Origin of the sequence: Pseudomonas sp. S10E 269 (assembly GCF_002798465.1) — a bacterium.
Classification (GTDB): Bacteria; Pseudomonadota; Gammaproteobacteria; order Pseudomonadales; family Pseudomonadaceae; genus Aquipseudomonas; species Aquipseudomonas pergaminensis.
The window spans coordinates 861,445-878,629 of record NZ_PHIJ01000001.1; the positions used below are offsets into that span (position 1 = coordinate 861,445).

At 60.4% G+C, this 17,185-nt stretch carries 21 protein-coding genes; 5 read left to right on the plus strand and 16 right to left on the minus strand.

Features of this window, described 5'->3' with window-relative positions; all coding sequences use genetic code 11:
• Window positions 1–82 precede the first annotated feature (82 nt).
• Window positions 83–736: a TetR/AcrR family transcriptional regulator gene (locus CWC48_RS04130; RefSeq protein WP_078047188.1), complete on the plus strand. Its 654-nt coding sequence runs from the start codon at window positions 83–85 to the stop codon at window positions 734–736.
• 44 nt (window positions 737–780) lie between these two features.
• Here CWC48_RS04130 and CWC48_RS04135 read toward each other — a convergent pair whose 3' ends face one another.
• Window positions 781–1,563: a class I SAM-dependent methyltransferase gene (locus CWC48_RS04135; protein WP_078047187.1), complete on the minus strand. Its 783-nt coding sequence runs from the start codon at window positions 1,561–1,563 to the stop codon at window positions 781–783.
• 96 nt (window positions 1,564–1,659) lie between these two features.
• On the opposite strand from CWC48_RS04135, the gene CWC48_RS04140 reads away from it, so the two are divergent.
• Window positions 1,660–2,280: an energy transducer TonB gene (locus tag CWC48_RS04140; RefSeq protein ID WP_078047186.1), complete on the plus strand. Its 621-nt coding sequence runs from the start codon at window positions 1,660–1,662 to the stop codon at window positions 2,278–2,280.
• Between the two features lie 3 nt (window positions 2,281–2,283).
• Here the strand turns inward: CWC48_RS04140 and CWC48_RS04145 are convergent, their stop codons facing one another.
• The 7 genes from CWC48_RS04145 to ppc all read right to left on the minus strand — a co-directional run bounded on the left by CWC48_RS04145 (window position 2,284) and on the right by ppc (window position 9,501).
• Window positions 2,284–2,964 (minus strand): extensin family protein, encoded by a 681-nt coding sequence (locus tag CWC48_RS04145; RefSeq protein ID WP_371857065.1) that lies wholly within the window; start codon window positions 2,962–2,964, stop codon window positions 2,284–2,286.
• Window positions 2,965–2,985: 21 nt separating this feature from the next.
• Window positions 2,986–3,813, minus strand: a complete 828-nt coding sequence (locus CWC48_RS04150; protein ID WP_100491380.1) for an oxaloacetate decarboxylase — start codon at window positions 3,811–3,813, stop codon at window positions 2,986–2,988.
• Window positions 3,814–3,840: 27 nt separating this feature from the next.
• On the minus strand, window positions 3,841–4,701 hold the full coding sequence (locus CWC48_RS04155; protein ID WP_100491381.1) for a DUF72 domain-containing protein: 861 nt from the start codon (window positions 4,699–4,701) through the stop codon (window positions 3,841–3,843).
• The gene (locus CWC48_RS04160; protein ID WP_100491382.1) at window positions 4,701–4,991 is read right to left on the minus strand and encodes a hypothetical protein; all 291 of its coding nucleotides are present in this window, start codon (window positions 4,989–4,991) and stop codon (window positions 4,701–4,703) included. The genes CWC48_RS04155 and CWC48_RS04160 overlap by 1 nt, the downstream gene beginning before the upstream one ends.
• A gap of 160 nt (window positions 4,992–5,151) precedes the next feature.
• Window positions 5,152–5,838, minus strand: coding sequence for a tRNA (adenosine(37)-N6)-threonylcarbamoyltransferase complex dimerization subunit type 1 TsaB (tsaB, locus tag CWC48_RS04165; RefSeq protein ID WP_100491383.1), 687 nt, complete (start codon window positions 5,836–5,838; stop codon window positions 5,152–5,154).
• A 90-nt stretch (window positions 5,839–5,928) separates the two neighbouring features.
• Window positions 5,929–6,576 (minus strand): adenylate kinase, encoded by a 648-nt coding sequence (gene adk / locus CWC48_RS04170; protein WP_010212617.1) that lies wholly within the window; start codon window positions 6,574–6,576, stop codon window positions 5,929–5,931.
• A gap of 279 nt (window positions 6,577–6,855) precedes the next feature.
• Window positions 6,856–9,501: a phosphoenolpyruvate carboxylase gene (ppc, locus tag CWC48_RS04175; protein ID WP_099493719.1), complete on the minus strand. Its 2,646-nt coding sequence runs from the start codon at window positions 9,499–9,501 to the stop codon at window positions 6,856–6,858.
• Window positions 9,502–9,686: 185 nt separating this feature from the next.
• Between ppc and CWC48_RS04180 the strand changes: the two genes are divergently transcribed.
• The 3 genes from CWC48_RS04180 (at window position 9,687) to CWC48_RS04190 (ending at window position 11,572) form a co-directional block, all read left to right on the plus strand.
• Complete coding sequence (locus tag CWC48_RS04180; protein WP_100491384.1) at window positions 9,687–10,031, plus strand: pilin assembly protein; 345 nt, start codon at window positions 9,687–9,689, stop codon at window positions 10,029–10,031.
• 289 nt (window positions 10,032–10,320) lie between these two features.
• A complete protein-coding gene (locus tag CWC48_RS04185; RefSeq protein WP_173390380.1) occupies window positions 10,321–10,731 on the plus strand; it encodes a DUF4398 domain-containing protein in 411 nt (136 codons plus the stop codon).
• Window positions 10,732–10,786: 55 nt separating this feature from the next.
• On the plus strand, window positions 10,787–11,572 hold the full coding sequence (locus CWC48_RS04190) for an OmpA family protein (protein ID WP_100491385.1): 786 nt from the start codon (window positions 10,787–10,789) through the stop codon (window positions 11,570–11,572).
• Window positions 11,573–11,665: 93 nt separating this feature from the next.
• On the opposite strand, the gene CWC48_RS30335 is transcribed toward CWC48_RS04190, so the two are convergent.
• The 8 genes from CWC48_RS30335 to CWC48_RS04225 all read right to left on the minus strand — a co-directional run bounded on the left by CWC48_RS30335 (window position 11,666) and on the right by CWC48_RS04225 (window position 17,157).
• Window positions 11,666–12,034: a hypothetical protein gene (locus CWC48_RS30335; protein ID WP_177409471.1), complete on the minus strand. Its 369-nt coding sequence runs from the start codon at window positions 12,032–12,034 to the stop codon at window positions 11,666–11,668.
• Window positions 12,035–12,205: 171 nt separating this feature from the next.
• Window positions 12,206–12,682 (minus strand): hypothetical protein, encoded by a 477-nt coding sequence (locus CWC48_RS30105; protein ID WP_157806798.1) that lies wholly within the window; start codon window positions 12,680–12,682, stop codon window positions 12,206–12,208.
• 218 nt (window positions 12,683–12,900) lie between these two features.
• Window positions 12,901–13,083: a hypothetical protein gene (locus CWC48_RS04200; RefSeq protein ID WP_099493717.1), complete on the minus strand. Its 183-nt coding sequence runs from the start codon at window positions 13,081–13,083 to the stop codon at window positions 12,901–12,903.
• A 108-nt stretch (window positions 13,084–13,191) separates the two neighbouring features.
• A complete protein-coding gene (locus CWC48_RS04205) occupies window positions 13,192–13,518 on the minus strand; it encodes a hypothetical protein (RefSeq protein ID WP_069022076.1) in 327 nt (108 codons plus the stop codon).
• Window positions 13,515–14,420: an alpha/beta hydrolase gene (locus tag CWC48_RS04210; protein WP_100491386.1), complete on the minus strand. Its 906-nt coding sequence runs from the start codon at window positions 14,418–14,420 to the stop codon at window positions 13,515–13,517. The genes CWC48_RS04205 and CWC48_RS04210 overlap by 4 nt, the downstream gene beginning before the upstream one ends.
• A gap of 156 nt (window positions 14,421–14,576) precedes the next feature.
• On the minus strand, window positions 14,577–15,854 hold the full coding sequence (locus CWC48_RS04215) for a flavohemoglobin expression-modulating QEGLA motif protein (RefSeq protein WP_078047176.1): 1,278 nt from the start codon (window positions 15,852–15,854) through the stop codon (window positions 14,577–14,579).
• Between the two features lie 21 nt (window positions 15,855–15,875).
• The gene (locus CWC48_RS04220) at window positions 15,876–16,424 is read right to left on the minus strand and encodes a hypothetical protein (protein ID WP_100491387.1); all 549 of its coding nucleotides are present in this window, start codon (window positions 16,422–16,424) and stop codon (window positions 15,876–15,878) included.
• Between the two features lie 16 nt (window positions 16,425–16,440).
• A complete protein-coding gene (locus tag CWC48_RS04225; protein WP_078047174.1) occupies window positions 16,441–17,157 on the minus strand; it encodes a TetR/AcrR family transcriptional regulator in 717 nt (238 codons plus the stop codon).
• Window positions 17,158–17,185 lie beyond the last annotated feature (28 nt).

The following is a 17,185-nucleotide window of genomic DNA, read 5'->3' on the forward strand; positions in this document are numbered from 1 at the left end:
TTTCGCAAGTAGAGCTAGGAATAATTATACTGGCGGGTATGGTATTAATACCAAACTCGCCAGTCCAGTATTAAAGGTGAAAATGTCCGACAATCCTGTAAACACCAATAGCCCCGGGCGCCCCAAGGACATGGCAAAACGCCAGGCAATCCTCGAAGCAGCGAAAAATCTGTTTTTGAGCAATGGCTACGCCAGTACCAGCATGGATGCGGTGGCACTGGAAGCCGGCGTGTCGAAACTGACCGTGTACAGCCACTTCAACGATAAAGAGACCTTGTTCACCGCCGCCGTGGTGGCCAAGTGCGAAGAACAACTGCCGGTGATGTACTTCGAGCTGCCCACGGGCATGCCCGTGGAAACCGTGTTGTTGAACATCGCGCGGGGGTTCCATCGCCTGATCAATAGCGAAGAGTCAGTCAACCTGCATCGCCTGATGATGACCACCGGCAATCAGGACGTGAAACTCTCGCAGATCTTCTTCGAGGCAGGCCCCATGCGCATGTTGCAGGGCATGGAACGCCTGCTCAGCAAGATCGACCAGAGCGGCGCGCTGAGCATCGACAAACCGTTTACGGCAGCCGAACACTTCTTCTGCCTGCTCAAGGGCACGGCGAACTTTTGCCTGCTGTATGGCTGCGGCGGGCAACTGAGTGAAGAAGCCGCCGAAGCCCATGTGCAGGAGGTGGTGGGGTTGTTTATGCGGGCTTATAGGAGAGAGGCAGCGGTAAGTTGTTAGCTGCAAGCTGCAAGTTGAAAGCACTTTAGCTTGCAGCTTGTGGCTTAAGGCTTGAGTGCTTTTTTAGGGTAGATGTCATACCGGCTGGACTTGCCATCCAACGCATGGCTCGGCTTGGGCCCCTCAATGCACGGCGCCTTGCGCGGACGCTTGACCACCACCCGGTGACTGGCCAGGGCCAGGGCGGCCGCCAACAGCGCCGGAGCGTCAGGATCATCCCCCACCAGCGGCCGGAAAAGGCGCATTTCCTTCTTCACCAGCGCAGTTTTCTCACGGTGCGGAAACATCGGGTCGAGGTAGATCACCTGCGGCGGCTCGCCTTCCCAATTGCGCATCACGTCGATGGAGTTGCCCTTGAGCAGCGTCATGCGCGCCACGATCGGCGCCACCTCGAAATCATCCGCGCCACGCGCCAGCCCGTCTTCAAGCAATGCGCCGATCAGCGGCTGACGCTCGATCAGGCTCATCTCGCAGCCCAGGCTCGCCAGCACAAAGGCGTCCTTGCCCAGACCTGCCGTGGCGTCCAGCACCCGTGGGCGCACGCCTTGGGCGATGCCGACGGCCTTGGCGATCATCTGCCCGCTGCCGCCACCATACAAACGCCGATGTGCCGCGCCCCCTTCCACAAAGTCCACCCGCACCGGCCCAGGCGCATCAGGCCCGAGCTGTTGCAACTGCAGGCCATGCTCCCCGACTTGCAGGGAAAAGTCCGCATCCGCCACCTGCAACGGCAGCCCCAACAGAGACGCCCACTGCTCGGCACGGGCCTTGAAACCGTCGCCCAAGGCCTCGACCTGTATGCGGCTGGCCGCTGGTTGTTCGCTCATCAATCGCTACGCTCAAAAATATTAAGGATCGGCAAATACCGGCCGATAAAAACAACAGTCAGGTATTTTGCCAGAGCTGAGCGTCGACCGAGAAAAATGTCAGACATTCTTCCCCTAACCATCGGTGTACTGCCGACCCACAACCACTACGGCCTGCGCAATACTCAAGCGCTGGCCGGGGTGAGTCATGTGTGGCAGGACTTCTTCGCCCGGGCGCTGGCCGAGCAGCTTGGCGATACGCCGGACGCGCTCGCCGTGCAGGTGCCTGCACCAGCGGACCCAGCGGTAGAACCCAGCGCCGGCGCCGACCTGTTGTCGCAGATCCTCACCCAACGTGAGTGCGACGTGAAAGACACCGAAATCGCCCCCCCTGAACCGCTGTTCCTGCCGATCGCCGAGCTCGAGGCCGACTTGCTGCCACCGGCCGCCCCGCCGTTCCCGGAAGAAGAGATCGTCGCCCAGCAGCGCCAGCAGAATTTCGAAAGCGGCTGGGTGCGCCCGATTGTGCTGACCGCCGGCCAACCGTTGCCAGAGCCTGGCCCGGCACCGGAACCTCGCCCTCTGCACCTGCCCATCGCCGAATTCGAACTGGACCTGCTGCCACCGGCTGCCACGCCGTACCCCACCGAAGAACTGGTGGCGCAACAAAAAGCCTTGGACTTTGATTACTACTGGGCGCGCCCGCTGGTCACCCAGAACCTGCGCCTGGCCGCCTGACCCTCAGCGACACACCCACCAACGCCCCATATCCAGATGGAAATGGTTGCGGTGCGCGGCGTTGTAGTCCGGGCTCAACACCACATTGAAATCATCGCAGGCGCTGTCGCGGACCTGACGCAGAAACCGCGCCTTGTCGCCCTCCCCTGGCCAGTCCTTGAGCACGTTGATGCTGCGCCCATCCGCCAGGCGAAAGCCGGCAATGTCCAGCGCATTGGCCGACGCGTGCTGGCTGAGTCGCCCCTCGGCACGGTTGTAGATATTGCGGCAGGCAAAGCTGCCCAGGTGATCGACCCGCGTCACCGCCTGGCCGAATACCGCCTGGGCCGCCGGTTGCACACTGTGGCGCTCGAACAGCGCAAACGCCACCGCCAATGGGCAACTGGCAAGGAAGCTGCTGCTCAGCCCCACCGCAGCGCCCTGAACGCGCAAAGTATTGCGCAAGGGGCACGCGGCATCCGCCGGCGAGTCCGCCTGATGGCTGACGCGCAGGCCCGAGGTTTCCAGCACCTGGTCGCACAGCGCCGGGTCATCCTGCAGGCGGCCCAGCTTGTAGCGGGTCAAGAAGTTGGGGTTGGCGCGCACGTCCAGCGGTGCCCATGGGTTCCAATCGGCCGGCAGTGGCACCCATCCACGCCAGGCACCCACGGCAACGGCACCCGCCAGGATCAGCAACACGCCCATCACTTTGAAAAAGCGCACCGCTTAGTCCTTGAAGAACTGGTTGGCCTGACTGAACGGCATCTTGCGCTCGGTAAAGGTGAACGTGCCCAGTTCATAGACTTCCTGGGCAGCGCGATAGAACTCACCATAGGCGGCCAGCGCCAGGGCCGAGCCAACGCTGATGCGCCGCACACCCATCTCGCTGAGCTGCGCGACGCTCAGGTTCAAGCCGCCGGACATCAACACATTCACTGGCTTGGGCGCCACCGCCTTGACCACCGCCAACACTTCCTCGGCAGTGCGCAGGGCCGGCGCGTACAGCACGTCGGCACCGGCCTCGGCGTAGGCTTGCAGGCGGCGGATGGTGTCGGGCAGATCCAGGCGGCCATGCAGGAGGTTTTCCGCACGGGCCGTCAGGGTGAAAGGGAATGGCAGGCTGCGCGCGGCAGCCACCGCGGCTTCCACACGCTCGACGGACAGGTCGAAGGGATAGATCGGGTCGACGGCAATGCCCGTGGCATCTTCGATGGAGCCGCCAACGATCCCGCTAGCCGCAGCACGCAGGATGGTTTGGGCGCAGCCTTCGGGGGTGTCGCTGAAGCCGTTTTCCAGGTCCGCCGCGACCGGCAACGCCGTGGCATTGGCAATCATGCCTGCGTTGATCAACGTGTCTTCCAGGGACAGCGCGCCTTCTGCATCTGGCCGCGCCAGGCTGAACGCGTAGCCCGCGCTGGTGGTGGCCAGCGCTTCAAAACCCAGGCTGGCCAGCATGACGGCGGAGCCTGCGTCCCATGGGTTTGGCATCACGAACGCGCGGTCACGCTCATGCAAGGCCTTGAAGGTTTCGGCGCGAAGGGTTTGGGCATCCATGTCGGGCTCCTGGCGGGAAAAGGAGCCCTAGAGTAACCCCAGTTGCTCCGCTTCGGGGGCCCGATCCAAGGTCGGCAGCGGCGGCAGGCCGGGTAGACGCGCCATCAACTGGTCGTGAAAGCGCAGCGCCAATTGCGCGGCGAGGCGGTTATCCGAGGTGTGCAGGAACACGTAGGGGGTGCGCCCTTCTTCGATCCAGCCGGCGACCTTTTCCACCCATGGCAGCAAAAATGGGTCGTTGGCTTCCAGTTCGGGATGACCGATAAACCGCACTTGGGGAAACTGCGTCAGCGCCGCCGGCCTTGGCGGCACCCTGGGCTTTTTCGATTGGGCGTGCAGCACGGCGGCCGTGGTGGAGGTGCAACTGAACAGTGCGCGCGGGTCCAGGCAGATACGCTCCACACCCCGGTCACGCAGCAAGCGGTTGAGCATGCGCTCGGCATCGCCCTTGGCGAAGAACGCCTGATGGCGTACCTCCACTGCCATTGGCCGCTCCAGGCCATCAATGAAACCTGCCAGCTCTCCCAGGCGCTGCGGTGTGAACGTCGCGGGCAGTTGCAACCACATCGGCGAGACGCGCTCCCCCAACGGGCTCATCAAGCCCACAAAGCTTTGCGCAGCCGGCAGCTGTTCAATCAGGTTGCCGCTATGGCTGATATCACCGGGAAATTTGGCCGTGAAGCGGAAATCGTCGGGCATGATTTCAGCCCAGCGTTGCACTGTGGCGGCCGAGGGGCGAGCGTAGAACGTGGTATTGCCTTCAACCGCATTGAAGACTTGGGAATAGAGCGCGAGGTAATCGCTGGAGCGGGCATCGGCGGGGTACAGGTACTCGCGCCAGGCGTTTTCACTCCAGGACGGGCAACCGAGGTAGTAAGGCAGACGCATCAGATGTGGATGTCGAGACCCAGCACTTCCATATCCCATTCGACAAAACCGGCGGTGGTCAGGTAGCTGGCCAGGGCGTTGGCGACGCTTTTGCTCATTGAGCGCGGGAAGACCATGTCTTGCTGACGGGCGGGAAGACCGCTGATACGAGGTTGAGAGTTGGCCTGCGCATCGGCCTGGACGTCGATGAAGTCCGGTGAATCCTCGACCGACTCGTCTACCGTGACGTTTGCCTTACGCGGCTTGCGTTTGATTGGGTAAGACTGTGAGGAAAAGCCATCAATACGCATGGGCGCGAACTCGCTATCAGTAATGGCATTTTGGCAGCATCGTCCATGGTGCGCAAATGCTCTGGTGATAACTAGAACACATAATTTGAAAAAGGTTTAAAACCAGGGCCAAATTCTGACGATTGGTGAACTTAGCCCCAAATTGCCATCATTTTTGACGTCAAATAATCCCGCGCTCGGTCTTGGTCTGCGCCACTTTATCGCGCAGGTACACAGGCGCTGCCTGATCTGCGGGAATCGCCTCACCGCGCTCGAAGGCGAAGCGCGCGAGGGTCAACAAATCTTCAGCGTGAGGCAACATCGTCGCGTCCTGGCCCACCAAGGGCACAGCGATGCGCTCGCCATAACCCCAACCGGTGCCAGCACCGAACCAGTCACCGCTGGCATCGTCCGGGAGTACAGACGCTTGCGGCGGCTGCACGGCTTCCACACCCACCAGGCGCATCTCGCCCGCCGTTTCGCGGTAGCAGCCCCAATAGACTTCATCCATGCGCGCATCGATGGCCGCCGCCACCTGGTGGGCACCGTGTTCACGCAAGGCGCGCTGGGCCAGCACGGCAAGGTTGGACACCGGCAACACCGGACGCTCCAACGCGAATGCCAGGCCCTGCACCACGCCGATGGCAATGCGCACACCGGTAAACGCACCCGGGCCACGGCCGAAGGCGATGGCATCCACCGCCGCCAGGGTGGTCCCGGCGTCTTCGAGCAGTTGCTTGATCATGGGCAACAGCTTCTGCGCGTGCAGGCGCGGAATCACCTCGTAGTGGCTTGTTACCTTGCCATCGTGCAGCAGGGCAACGGAGCAAGCTTCAGTCGCGGTGTCCAGGGCCAGCAGGGTGCTCATCGGTGTGGGTGTCCAAGTCGAAAAAAAGTGCGCCAGTATAAACAACAACGGCCCGCAAGCGGGCCGTTATCCTTGAAGCCAGTCGAGGGATCAGCTCAGTGCTTGCAGCACTTTGGCAGTGATCGCTTCAACCGAGCCGACGCCAGGAATGTGGCTGTACTTCGGCTTGCCCTGGGCGGCGGACAGCTTCTGGTAGAAGTCCACCAGCGGTTTGGTCTGGGAGTGGTAGACCGACAGGCGATGACGCACGGTTTCTTCGGTGTCGTCTTTACGCTGCACCAGGTCTTCGCCGGTCACATCGTCCTTACCTTCCACTTTAGGCGGGTTGTAGACAGTGTGGTACACGCGGCCAGAGGCTTCGTGAACGCGACGCCCGGCAATGCGCTGGACGATCTCTTCATCTTCAACCGCGATTTCGACCACGGCATCCAGCTCGACGCCGGCCTTCACCAGGGCTTCAGCCTGGGGAATGGTGCGTGGGAAGCCGTCGAACAGGAAACCGTTCTTGCAGTCTTCCTGGCTGATGCGTTCCTTGACCAGGTTGATGATCAAGTCATCGGAAACCAGGCCACCGCTGTCCATCACGCTCTTGGCGATCAGGCCCAGCTCGGTGCCAGCCTTGACGGCCGCACGCAGCATGTCGCCGGTGGAGATTTGTGGAATGCCGAATTTTTCAGTGATGAACTTTGCCTGAGTACCTTTACCGGCCCCGGGAGCTCCCAGCAGAATGACGCGCATCGATGTGCTCCTCAATTTTTTATAGAGATGACGCTCGGATTCGCCGCGGGGGGCCAATCGCGTAAAAATAGAATTCGGGCCGCCCAAACGGCCAAAGGCTGATCAAGATACACAGCAGGCCTTAAGCACACAAGCCGCCAAAAGTCGCAGGAACCCGCGCCGTGCATGCGTCATAGGTAGGGTGTGCCTGGGTGCAACCCGGCCCTGTAAACGTTGACCGCCCCTTTCAGGGCGGTCGTTGCGGTTGGCTCGCAAGCCGTTGAGAACACGTAAAAAACCCTAGCCGGTGTTACGCAAACCGGCGGCAATACCGGCCACGGAGACCAGTAGCGCCTGTTCCAGAGGGCTGTCCTGTGCCGCTTCCTGCTGGCGCGAGCGGGCCAGCAACTCGGCCTGCAACAGGTGCAAGGGGTCGAGGTAGGTGTTGCGCAGGCGGATAAACTCCAGGGTATCAGGGCTATGGGCCAGCAGTTGCGACTGGCCAGTCAGGCCAAGCACCACGCTGCACGCCTGCGACAATAGGTCGCGCAGATGCGCACCCAATGGCAGCAGGTCGGGCTGCACCAGGCGCTCGTCATACAGGCGGGCGATGTCGGCATCGGCCTTGGCCAGCACCATTTCCAGCATGTCGATGCGGGTACGGAAGAACGGCCACTGCTCGCGCATTTGCCCCAGTAGCTCGCCTTCGCCGCGCTCCAAAGCCTTGCTCAGTGCCGCTTCCCAGCCGAGCCAGGCGGGCAGCATCAAGCGGGTCTGGGTCCAGCCGAAAATCCACGGGATCGCGCGCAGGCTTTCAATACCGCCCGCCCGACGCTTGGCGGGGCGACTGCCCAACGGCAAGCGGCCCAGTTCCTGTTCCGGGGTGGACTGGCGGAAATACTCGACGAACTGCGGATTTTCCCGCACCACGGCGCGATAGGCGCTGACCCCGTCCGCTGCCAATTCGTCCATCAAATGGCGCCAAGCCGGCTCGGGCGGCGGCGGAGGCAAGAGCGTCGCCTCCAACACAGCGGCCAGGTAAAGGTTGAGGTTCTGCTCGGCGATATCCGGCAAACCGAACTTGAAGCGAATCATCTCGCCCTGCTCAGTGGTGCGGAACCGCCCCGCCACCGAACCCGGCGGCTGCGACAGGATCGCCGCGTGCGCCGGGCCGCCGCCACGGCCCACGGTGCCTCCGCGACCGTGGAACAACAGCAGCTCCACTTGTTGCTCGCGGCAAATGTCCACCAACCGCTCCTGCGCCCGGTATTGCGCCCAGGCAGCGGCGGTAGTGCCGGCATCCTTGGCCGAGTCCGAATAGCCGATCATCACTTCCTGCGGCCCCTGCAAACGCGCGCGATAGCCCGGCAGCAGCAACAATTGCTCGATCACCGGACCGGCGTTGTCCAGGTCGGCCAGGGTCTCGAACAGCGGCACCACGCGCATTGGCCGTTGCACGCCCGACTCTTTAAGCAGCAGTTGTACCGCCAATACGTCCGACGCCGCACCCGCCATGGAGATGACGTAAGAGCCCAACGATGCAGCGGGGGCAGCGGCCACTTCCTTACAGGTGTTGAGTACTTCGGCGGTGTCGGCCGAGGGTTTGAAGTAGCTCGGCAGCAGCGGTCGACGATTGGCCAGTTCCTTCATCAGGAAGCTGATACGCGTCGCTTCGTCCCAGTCTTCGTAACGACCGAGGCCGAGGTAATCGGTGATTTCAGTCATGGCGGCCGAATGACGGCTGGAGTCCTGGCGCACATCCAGGCGCACCAGGAACAGACCGAACGTCACTGCACGCCGCAAGCAATCGAGCAGCGGGCCATCGGCGATCACGCCCATGCCGCACTCGTGCAACGACTGGTAGCACAGCTCCAGCGGCTCCAGCAGGTCGCGGTTGTTCTGCAGCACTTCGCCAGGCGCGGGCGTGCTGCTGCTCAGCGCCGTGTGGGCCCATTGGCGCGTGGCCCGCAGGCGTTCGCGCAATTGCTTGAGCAGGGCGCGATAGGGTTCGACGCTGTCACCGACCTTGGCCTGCAATGCCGGGCTGGCTTGCTGCATCGACAGCTCGGAAGCCAGGTGGTCGATGTCGCGCAGGTACAGGTCGGCCGCCATCCAGCGCGCCAGCAACAACACTTCCCGGGTGACCGGCGCGGTGACATTCGGGTTGCCGTCACGGTCACCGCCCATCCACGACGCAAAGCGGATCGGCGCCGCCTCCAGGGGCAAGCGCAGGCCGGTGGCGGCGTGCAGGGCCTGGTCGGCCTTGCGCAGGTAATTGGGAATGGCGTGCCATAGAGAATGTTCGATGACCGCAAAGCCCCACTTGGCTTCGTCCACCGGCGTGGGCCGGGTGCGGCGGATTTCTTCGGTGTGCCAGGCCTCGGCGATCAAGCGTTGCAGGCGCTGGCGGATCTGCTCGCGCTCCGCCGAGGTGAGGTCGCGGTGATCCTGCAGCGCCAGTTGGGCGGCGATGGCATCGTATTTCTGGATCAGGGTGCGGCGCGCCACTTCAGTAGGGTGGGCGGTGAGGACCAGTTCGATCTCCAGGCGCCCCAACTGGCGGGCCAGGGATTCGTTGCTGTGGCCTTCGGCTTGCAGACGCGCCAGCAGCTCAGGCAATACGCGGGATTCAAAGGGCGCCGGTTGCGACTCATCGCGCCGGTGAATCAGTTGGTATTGCTCGGCGATGTTGGCCAGGTTGAGGAACTGGTTGAAGGCCCGGGCGACGGGCAGCAGTTCGTTTTCCTGCAACTGATTCAGACGGGAGCTCAGCTCATCCCCCGCCGCCTTGTCGGAAATGGCTCCGCGGCGGTCAGCCTTGGCGCCTTTGCGGATCTGCTCGATCTTGTCGAGAAAATCATCGCCGTACTGGTCTCGAATGGTGTTGCCCAACAGCTCACCCAGCAGGTGAACATCCTCACGCAAGCGTGCATCGATATCACTCATCAGCCAATCTCCAGCCAGAAATCCGGGACGCGCAGGTCTGCCAGAGTGCCGCCAGCATCGTTTTATGACAAGACTTTAAACCTTGTGAGTTGCAGCTAGTCTCAACACTGAGTCGCCTGTATTTATCCATGCACGCGACTGGTCACTCATCACTGCCTGCCATCGCGGGCTCCATTGAGGTTGCCATGAAAATCCGAGAACTGGCCCAGCATTGGGAAGAGAACGCCAAGGGTCGCTTGACCAAGACCGAGTACGCCATCCACCTGGACGTGGAGTCTGCCGCGAGGCTGGCGGCCATTGCCGAAATGTACCCCAAGCGCCAAACCGAAGAACTGCTCGGCGAGCTGATCGGCGCCGCCCTTGAAGAGCTGGAAGCCAGCTTTCCCTACATCAAGGGTCAGCAGGTGGTCGCCACCGACGAAGAGGGGGACCCGCTGTACGAAGACGTCGGCCCTACGCCGCGCTTTTTGACGCTGTCGCGACGCTATCTGCATGATATGTCGGCCAGCAGCGACGAACAGAAACACTGAAGCCACTCCAGCAAAACCCTTGTACGCCGGGCCCTTCGCGGGCCAGGCATACCGCTGCGCAACGCAGAAGTTCCAACTTTTTTACCCTGACCAATCAGTCAGATATTTTTTTAGGCAAATCGCCATCTTCTCTGAACTTTTGAAAAAAGCCTCCGGTCACAGCCAGTAAGCCATCACTTGGAACGGTCGTTTTAAAGGGCAATTTGTGCTTTACCGCCAAGGCCCCAACCGCTGACCAGTGACATGGATTTTGATGTATTTCAGGAGTTATCCAATGGAGTTGAAGACGATGAAGACCAGCACTGCCAAATCCTCGTTTAACCATCTGCGCGGGCTCAAATTGGCCGCGCTGGCAATCGGCACCAGCTTCGTTCTGGCAGGTTGCGCCGGTAACCCGCCGACCGAGCAGTACGCGGTGACCCAGTCCGCAGTGAACAGCGCTGTCAGCGCCGGCGGCACCGAGTACGCGGCTGTAGAAATGAAGTCGGCCCAGGACAAGCTCAAGCAAGCCGAGATTGCCATGCACGACAAGAACTACGACGAAGCCCGCCGCCTGGCTGAACAAGCCGAGTGGGACGCTCGCGTCGCAGAGCGCAAATCCCAGGCCGCCAAGGCTGAACAAGCTGTGAAGGATTCCCAGAAGGCTGTTGATGAGCTGCGTAAGGAAGGCATGCGCCCGGCTGCTATCCAGCAGAAGTAAGACGCACCCCTTGACCGCATCGCACCTGATATCGAATTGAAAGGACGACACGACTATGCGTAAACAATTGATGATCCCTGCCCTGCTGGCGATGAGCGTTGCACTGGCGGCCTGCTCCACCCCGCCTAACGCGAACCTGGAAAACGCACGGACCAACTTCTCGGCCCTGCAGACCAACCCGCAAGCCACCAAGCTGGCGGCACTGGAAACCAAGGACGCCAGCGAATGGCTGGACAAGGCTGACAAGGCCTACCGCGACAAGGAAGACGAGAAGAAAGTCGACCAGTTGGCCTACCTGACCAACCAGCGCGTTGAAGTGGCCAAAGACACCATCGCGCTGCGCGAATCCGAAGCCAAGCTGAAAAATGCCGGTGACGAACGTGCCCGCGCCCTGCTGGACGCCCGTGATGCACAGATCAAGCAACTGCAAGACAGCCTGAATGCCAAGCAGACCGATCGCGGTACCCTGGTAACGTTCGGTGATGTGCTGTTCGCCACTAACAAATCCGACCTGAAATCCAGCGGTCTGGTGAACATCACCAAACTGGCTCAGTTCCTGCGCGACAACCCGGACCGTAAAGTGATCGTCGAAGGCTACACCGACAGCACCGGTTCCGACTCTTATAACCAGAGCCTGTCCGAGCGTCGTGCGTCTTCCGTGCAACGCGCACTGGCTCAGCAAGGCGTGGACATTTCGCGCATCGTGACCCAGGGTTATGGCAAGGAATACCCGGTTGCCGATAACGGCAGCGTATCGGGCCGTGCCATGAACCGCCGCGTTGAAGTGACCATCTCCAACGACAACCAACCGGTCAAACCACGGTCTTCCGTCGCTAACTGATCGATAGGTGCAAAAAAAGCCCCGCCTGAATAGGCGGGGCTTTTTCGTTGTGTCTGACCCCAGGCGAAAGCTCTTCAGCACTTGATAACTGACTTAATTACTAGAGTAACCCGCTGTACGATTGCCGTTCTGCCCCGAATTAATGTAACTGCTAAAGCCCCCGGAGTTACCGTTATTGCCATAGTTACCATAATTGCCATAGTTGCCATGGCTACCGTGACGATTGGGTGAAGTCACCCGCAGCCCATCTATCTCATTACCATTGCGCCCATGATTTTCATAGCGACTATGTGCGCCACCATTTCCGTTATTGCCATAGTTACCATGATTGCCGTTATCACCGCCGCCATACCGGCTGCCCCACGCACGTTGCTCGGCCGCAGGCCTCCAAGCCTGTTCATCAGGATAACGTGCGTAAAATGCATTGCGGTATTCATAGTGCGAGGCTAATAGCTGAGTCATCTTGACACCTTCTCTATTCCAGTAGACTGATGGGTTACACGTTCGCAATATAATAAGCGGCACTGTTCAGTCCGAATTACATCACCCCCATTAATTGGTGCCTTATTGGCAACCGGTTCATTTCGAATATTCTAGAAAATAAGTCAACGTTTGAAAGGGTGCGCCACTGCTTCAGGGCTGATTACCTTGCCTCAGGCCATTACGGGAAGGCCCGGCGCCTGCGGCGATTCGTTGATTACCGTTTATTCCGTGGTTGGTATAACCACTGTGACTCCCGCTGTTACCGTTATTTCCGTAGTTACCAAAATTGCCGTTATTCATGCTGCCATGGCCGCTATTGACATGCACACCCACTTGAGCTGACTTCACATCCCTGACGCTCACGTAGTGAATGTTGAAGATGTAGTTGTTATGGGTGACTGTAAGCGGCCGCTTCGACTCCAGCGGCTGACGCCAAGGTGCTCGCCCCATGTGCTGGGCTATCCCGCGATTCGGCGCTTGAATGCCGGCATACCTGGGTCGCTGGCTCGGTTGATAACTGGGGTAATGGCTTGCGTTGCCGCCACGGCTCCAGCCCACACTCTGTCCCGTGACAACGTTCCATGCCGTGGACATGGTCGTGAGGGTGTTCATGACTGCCGTGTTCATCAACGAGTCCAATCTCATCTCTATACTCCAAATGTAATTTCCCACGCGCCGGATTTAATCTCCTGACCGATATAGCAGTGGTCTCCCGCCGCTATCAGTTCCGTGCGGTATACCTTGGTAATAAATGATGGAGTGGCGCGACCCGCTTTCTCACTGATGCTGATGGATCAATTGAGCAGAAATAAAAACCCCACCAGAAGCGGTGGGTTTTTTCACGTTTAGAATGTGATCGGACGCTTATCGTTCTCGAAACCCGCACCTGCAGGTTTCTCTTTGCACTGCTCCCCCTGTTCTTTTTGCGCGATGTCATCGATGCCCCCGCCAAGTGCTTCAACCAGCGCCTGCATCCTGGACATTTCCAACCACCTGTCTATCGCACTTATCTCACCCAACTTGACCATGACTCTCCCCTTGCTGGCGGTCCGCGACGACCCATCACGAACGTTGACGAGCCATTGAGTGGTCGGTCAGGCAAAACGGTTCCAAATATTTCAGACGCGATGCCCGGATCACTGCTGGAGCTGTGGTGTCTCCTGGCCCATGCACCGCACCGCCTGTTTCTTATTATTCACCAGCACACCGCTCAGGCCTTTCTGCTCGGTGTCGAACATCACCAGCACGCCATCCACACACTGTGCCACTTGCGCTGCCGGGGTCAGGGAGATCTTGTAGTCCTCGCCTGGCACGGTCTTGAGCAGGGTGAAATCGCTGAGCAGCAACGCATCTTCCGGCTTGGCGAAGTGCAGGTAGCCGTAGTACCACAAGCAACCGACGGTACCGATGATGGTGCCGATGCCGGTGAGGATCAGCGGGATCATGTTGCGTTCTTCGCTCATTGCGGGTTCTCTGATGAATCAACGTTAGGAATGGGGTAATTCGGAATTTCGCCCAGGCGACGCAAACCGTTGAAGTGTTGCGGGTCATCCAGGTAGCGCAGCATCACGGTTTGCCAGGTCTTGTCGGCAAAGGTCTGTACATGCCCGCCCCGGGTCAGTTGCAATACCCTGGGTGGTGGCGCGGCCTGGTACAGGCGGATGCCGTTGGCTACGGGCACGATCGGGTCATCCAGGCTGTGGAACAACAGCTTCGGCACACCCGTCAGCTGGGGCATGGCATGGATCGCACTGTCGGCGTCCGGGACCAGCCAGGACAGCGGCACCTGAAACGGCCATGTTAACCAGGAAGTGCTCAAGGCAAATTGTCCTACGTCACGATAACTGGCGGGCACACCGTCCAGCACCAGGGCCTTGAGCTGGGATTGGCGCTCCGGATGGGCAGCCAGGTAATGCACCGCTAACGCCCCGCCCAGGCTTTGACCGAGGACTATCAGCGGCTGGCCCTGGGTTTCAGGCGCCTTGTCGATCCAACTGAACGCCGCGTCCACATCCTGATAGATCGCGGGTAACGAGGGCTTGCCTTCCGACAAGCCATAACCGCGATAGTCCAGCAGCAGCACTTGGTAGCCTTGCTCAGGCAACCACCAACTGCCACCGAGGTGCCAGGCCAGATTGCCGCCGTTGCCATGCAGGTGCAGCACCGTGCCCTTGAGCGGCACACCAGGCTTGGCCGGCAACCACCAGGCGTGGAGCTTCACTCCGTCGGCGGTGGTCAAGGTGACGTCGCGATATTGCAGATGGGCTTTTTCCGGCGTGAATGGCAGGCCGGGTTCGGGGTAGAACAGCAGCGAGCTGCAGCCGTTCAATGTGAGTAGCAGGCAAAGAATGCCGAGGATTCTCATCCGTTGAAGCCTCGCTATTATTCGAAATTTTAAATCTTTCAGAGATTCAAATGTGGGAGCGGGCTTGCTCGCGAAAGCCGTGTATCAGTCAACTTATGTATATCTGATGTACCGCTTTCGCGAGCAAGCCCGCTCCCACAGGTCGATCCGGTTTCGTCAAAGGATATTCGAGTAATCCGCCTCGATCCGGTCCAGGCTCAAGTGGTTGAGGAAGTTGGAGAAGCACATCCACGCCGCCAGCGCGTTCATGTCACGGAACTGCTCGGGCAGGTACTTGGGCGGCACCACCAGGCCTTCATCGACCAGTTGACGCAGGGTGCGCATGTCTTCCAGGGTGGTCTTGCCGCAGAACAGCAACGGCACTTGTTCCAGCTTGCCTTTGCGCACGGCGAGCTGGATGTAGTTGTAGACCATGATAAAGCCCTTGAGGTAGGACAGGTCCTTGGTAAACGGCAGACCGGTCGGCACCGAGCCACGGAATACGCGACTGGCGTTGCCATAGCTTTCGGCCATCTCAAAGCCTTGCTCGCGGAAGAACTCGAACACCTGCAGGAAGTCGGCGCCCTCTTCCACCATGTGGATAGCGCGGGTGCGGTTGGTCAGCTTGCGCAGGCGACTCGGGTAGGAGGCGAAGGTGATGATCTCCATCAGGATCGCCAGGCCTTCCTGGGTCACGGTGGACGACGGCGGGCCCTTGGACAGGAAGGTGCAGATCGGCTGGTTCTGGCCATTGAGGGTGGTGCCCACGTGCACCAGCCCCTCATGCACTTCCAGGGCGCGAACGTCGCGGTCGTTGAACATCGCGTCGGCGCGGATCTTGATGTAGTCGGCACCCGCCGCGGCGTCGGCGACGATACCGTCGGACTCGAACACGCGGATGGTTTCTTCGGCCTCGCCGAACACCTTGTTCAGGCGAGTTTGCAGCAAGGCGACGGCGTCCTTGGCGGTGAGGGTCTTGGCCTCATCCTTCAAGTCGCCACGGCCATCGATGTTGTTCAGGTAGTCGGACAGCATCAGGCCCAGGTCGGCCAAGGTCGGGTCGCCGGCGTGAAACGCATCGGAGGCCGCGCCGTACAGCTCCTGGGAAATCAGGCCGAAATCCTCGGTGCCGCGCGCTTCGAGCATGCGCACCACCATGCGGTATTCCTTGCACATGCGGCGCATGATCTGCCCCACCGGGCTGAACTGGCCAAGGCGGCGGGTGATGTCGCGCTCGATGTTCTGGAATTCCAGCTTCACCGCGCTGGAGTCGAAGGACAGTGGCCGATTGAGGTAGTAGTCGCGGTTCACCGCCGGCATTTCCTTGCCCTTGGCCTTGAGGAATCCCTGGCGAATGTTTTCGTCCCACTTCACGGCGTCGAGGACGCGAATCGGTGTTTGCGCCAGCACAATGCGATCAGACAAGGTGCGTATCGTCTGCTGGTAATCGTCCACCCGGTGCTTCCCCTTTAAACGTTATTTGCCCACGCGCCGGTAGCGCACGGCTTCCACGAATACATCGGCATTGGCCGGGTCATCCAGGTACGCAAACACCTGGTCCAGAGGGCTGTCCACCAGCACCCCGGCGCCTTCGACGGTTTGCACAGTACTGCCATGCAGTGACTTTTGGCCTATCGCTTGATGGATCTGCTCAAGGTCGAGGTTATAGACCACCAATTCGTGCTTTTCGTCGATTTCAAACCCCGCGAGGATGAAATGCCCACCCAGCTTGCCCGGCAACGGCGCCGACAGGTACCAGCGATCACCATGGCGCGACACACTGAACAGGTACTCATCACGCTGCTGCGGCTTGGCTGTAGGGTAGCTTACGGCTTTGTAGCGGTGTTCACCGACGCGCGTGATTCGCAGGTTGAGCGGCTCGCCCCAGGCATTCTTGCTCGACCACTGGCCCAGCAGGGCTGGCGGTGCGGCTTCATGGGCCGGCAGCGGGTCCTTGAAGGTCACCAGGCAACCGCTGAGCAGCAGGAACGACAAGGCGATTACAACCCTACGCCAGGTTTTCATTGGACATCCCCCGGTGTCAGACCGAGGCCAACACCAAATGCATGTAACGCTTGAGGATCTCAAGCATCTCTTCACCGGTCAGAGGCTCTGCGCCGCCCAGCAGGCCCTGATATTCCATCCGACTGATTATCGCCGTCAACACTTTGGCATCCTGCTGTGGCTCACGCGAGCCCAACACCTGAAAAAACTGCCCCGTGCCCTGCAACAGAATCTGCTGGTGGGAGCGCACCAGTTCTGCCAGGCGCGGGTTGAGCAAGGCTTCCTGGCGGAACGCCTGCTCGGCCATCAAGTGTTCACGGCGATTGGTCAGTTGGCGCTGCACGTAGTCGGCGGTCAGCCGTGCGATGTCATCGGCCAGTTGCGAGCGTGACTGCGGGCTGCCATCACCGTAGGCGACCATTTCACGCAGCAGACCCTCGTTACGCACCCACAGCTTGCCCATGAAGGCGGCGCTGCGCTCGACGTATTGGGCGAAGGTATCGGTGAGCAGGTCATCGATGTCCTTGAAATAGTAGGTGGTGGCCGACAACGGCACCCCCGCCTCCGCCGCCACCGCGCGATGGCGCACGGCCCGCACGCCGTCACGCACCACAATGCGCATGGCCGCATCGAGAATGTCTTGCCTGCGCTGCTCACTGCCCCGACGGCTGGCCTTGCGGCCCTGGTACTGGACGCTTTCAGCCACGGCAGCAGCAATGCCGGCGGCGCCTTCTTGAGCCATTACGCGGTTCACGACACACATCCTTGAAAAGATCAAAACC

Coding starts and splice junctions, on each gene's coding strand:
- CWC48_RS04130 (WP_078047188.1), top strand. CDS start 83: ATGTCCGACAATCCTGTAAACACCAATAGCCCCGGGCGCCCCAAGGAC.
- CWC48_RS04135 (WP_078047187.1), bottom strand. CDS start 1,563: ATGAGCGAACAACCAGCGGCCAGCCGCATACAGGTCGAGGCCTTGGGC.
- CWC48_RS04140 (WP_078047186.1), top strand. CDS start 1,660: ATGTCAGACATTCTTCCCCTAACCATCGGTGTACTGCCGACCCACAAC.
- CWC48_RS04145 (WP_371857065.1), bottom strand. CDS start 2,964: ATGGGCGTGTTGCTGATCCTGGCGGGTGCCGTTGCCGTGGGTGCCTGG.
- CWC48_RS04150 (WP_100491380.1), bottom strand. CDS start 3,813: ATGGATGCCCAAACCCTTCGCGCCGAAACCTTCAAGGCCTTGCATGAG.
- CWC48_RS04155 (WP_100491381.1), bottom strand. CDS start 4,701: ATGCGTCTGCCTTACTACCTCGGTTGCCCGTCCTGGAGTGAAAACGCC.
- CWC48_RS04160 (WP_100491382.1), bottom strand. CDS start 4,991: ATGCGTATTGATGGCTTTTCCTCACAGTCTTACCCAATCAAACGCAAG.
- tsaB (WP_100491383.1), bottom strand. CDS start 5,838: ATGAGCACCCTGCTGGCCCTGGACACCGCGACTGAAGCTTGCTCCGTT.
- adk (WP_010212617.1), bottom strand. CDS start 6,576: ATGCGCGTCATTCTGCTGGGAGCTCCCGGGGCCGGTAAAGGTACTCAG.
- ppc (WP_099493719.1), bottom strand. CDS start 9,501: ATGAGTGATATCGATGCACGCTTGCGTGAGGATGTTCACCTGCTGGGT.
- CWC48_RS04180 (WP_100491384.1), top strand. CDS start 9,687: ATGAAAATCCGAGAACTGGCCCAGCATTGGGAAGAGAACGCCAAGGGT.
- CWC48_RS04185 (WP_173390380.1), top strand. CDS start 10,321: ATGAAGACCAGCACTGCCAAATCCTCGTTTAACCATCTGCGCGGGCTC.
- CWC48_RS04190 (WP_100491385.1), top strand. CDS start 10,787: ATGCGTAAACAATTGATGATCCCTGCCCTGCTGGCGATGAGCGTTGCA.
- CWC48_RS30335 (WP_177409471.1), bottom strand. CDS start 12,034: ATGACTCAGCTATTAGCCTCGCACTATGAATACCGCAATGCATTTTAC.
- CWC48_RS30105 (WP_157806798.1), bottom strand. CDS start 12,682: ATGAACACGGCAGTCATGAACACCCTCACGACCATGTCCACGGCATGG.
- CWC48_RS04200 (WP_099493717.1), bottom strand. CDS start 13,083: ATGGTCAAGTTGGGTGAGATAAGTGCGATAGACAGGTGGTTGGAAATG.
- CWC48_RS04205 (WP_069022076.1), bottom strand. CDS start 13,518: ATGAGCGAAGAACGCAACATGATCCCGCTGATCCTCACCGGCATCGGC.
- CWC48_RS04210 (WP_100491386.1), bottom strand. CDS start 14,420: ATGAGAATCCTCGGCATTCTTTGCCTGCTACTCACATTGAACGGCTGC.
- CWC48_RS04220 (WP_100491387.1), bottom strand. CDS start 16,424: ATGAAAACCTGGCGTAGGGTTGTAATCGCCTTGTCGTTCCTGCTGCTC.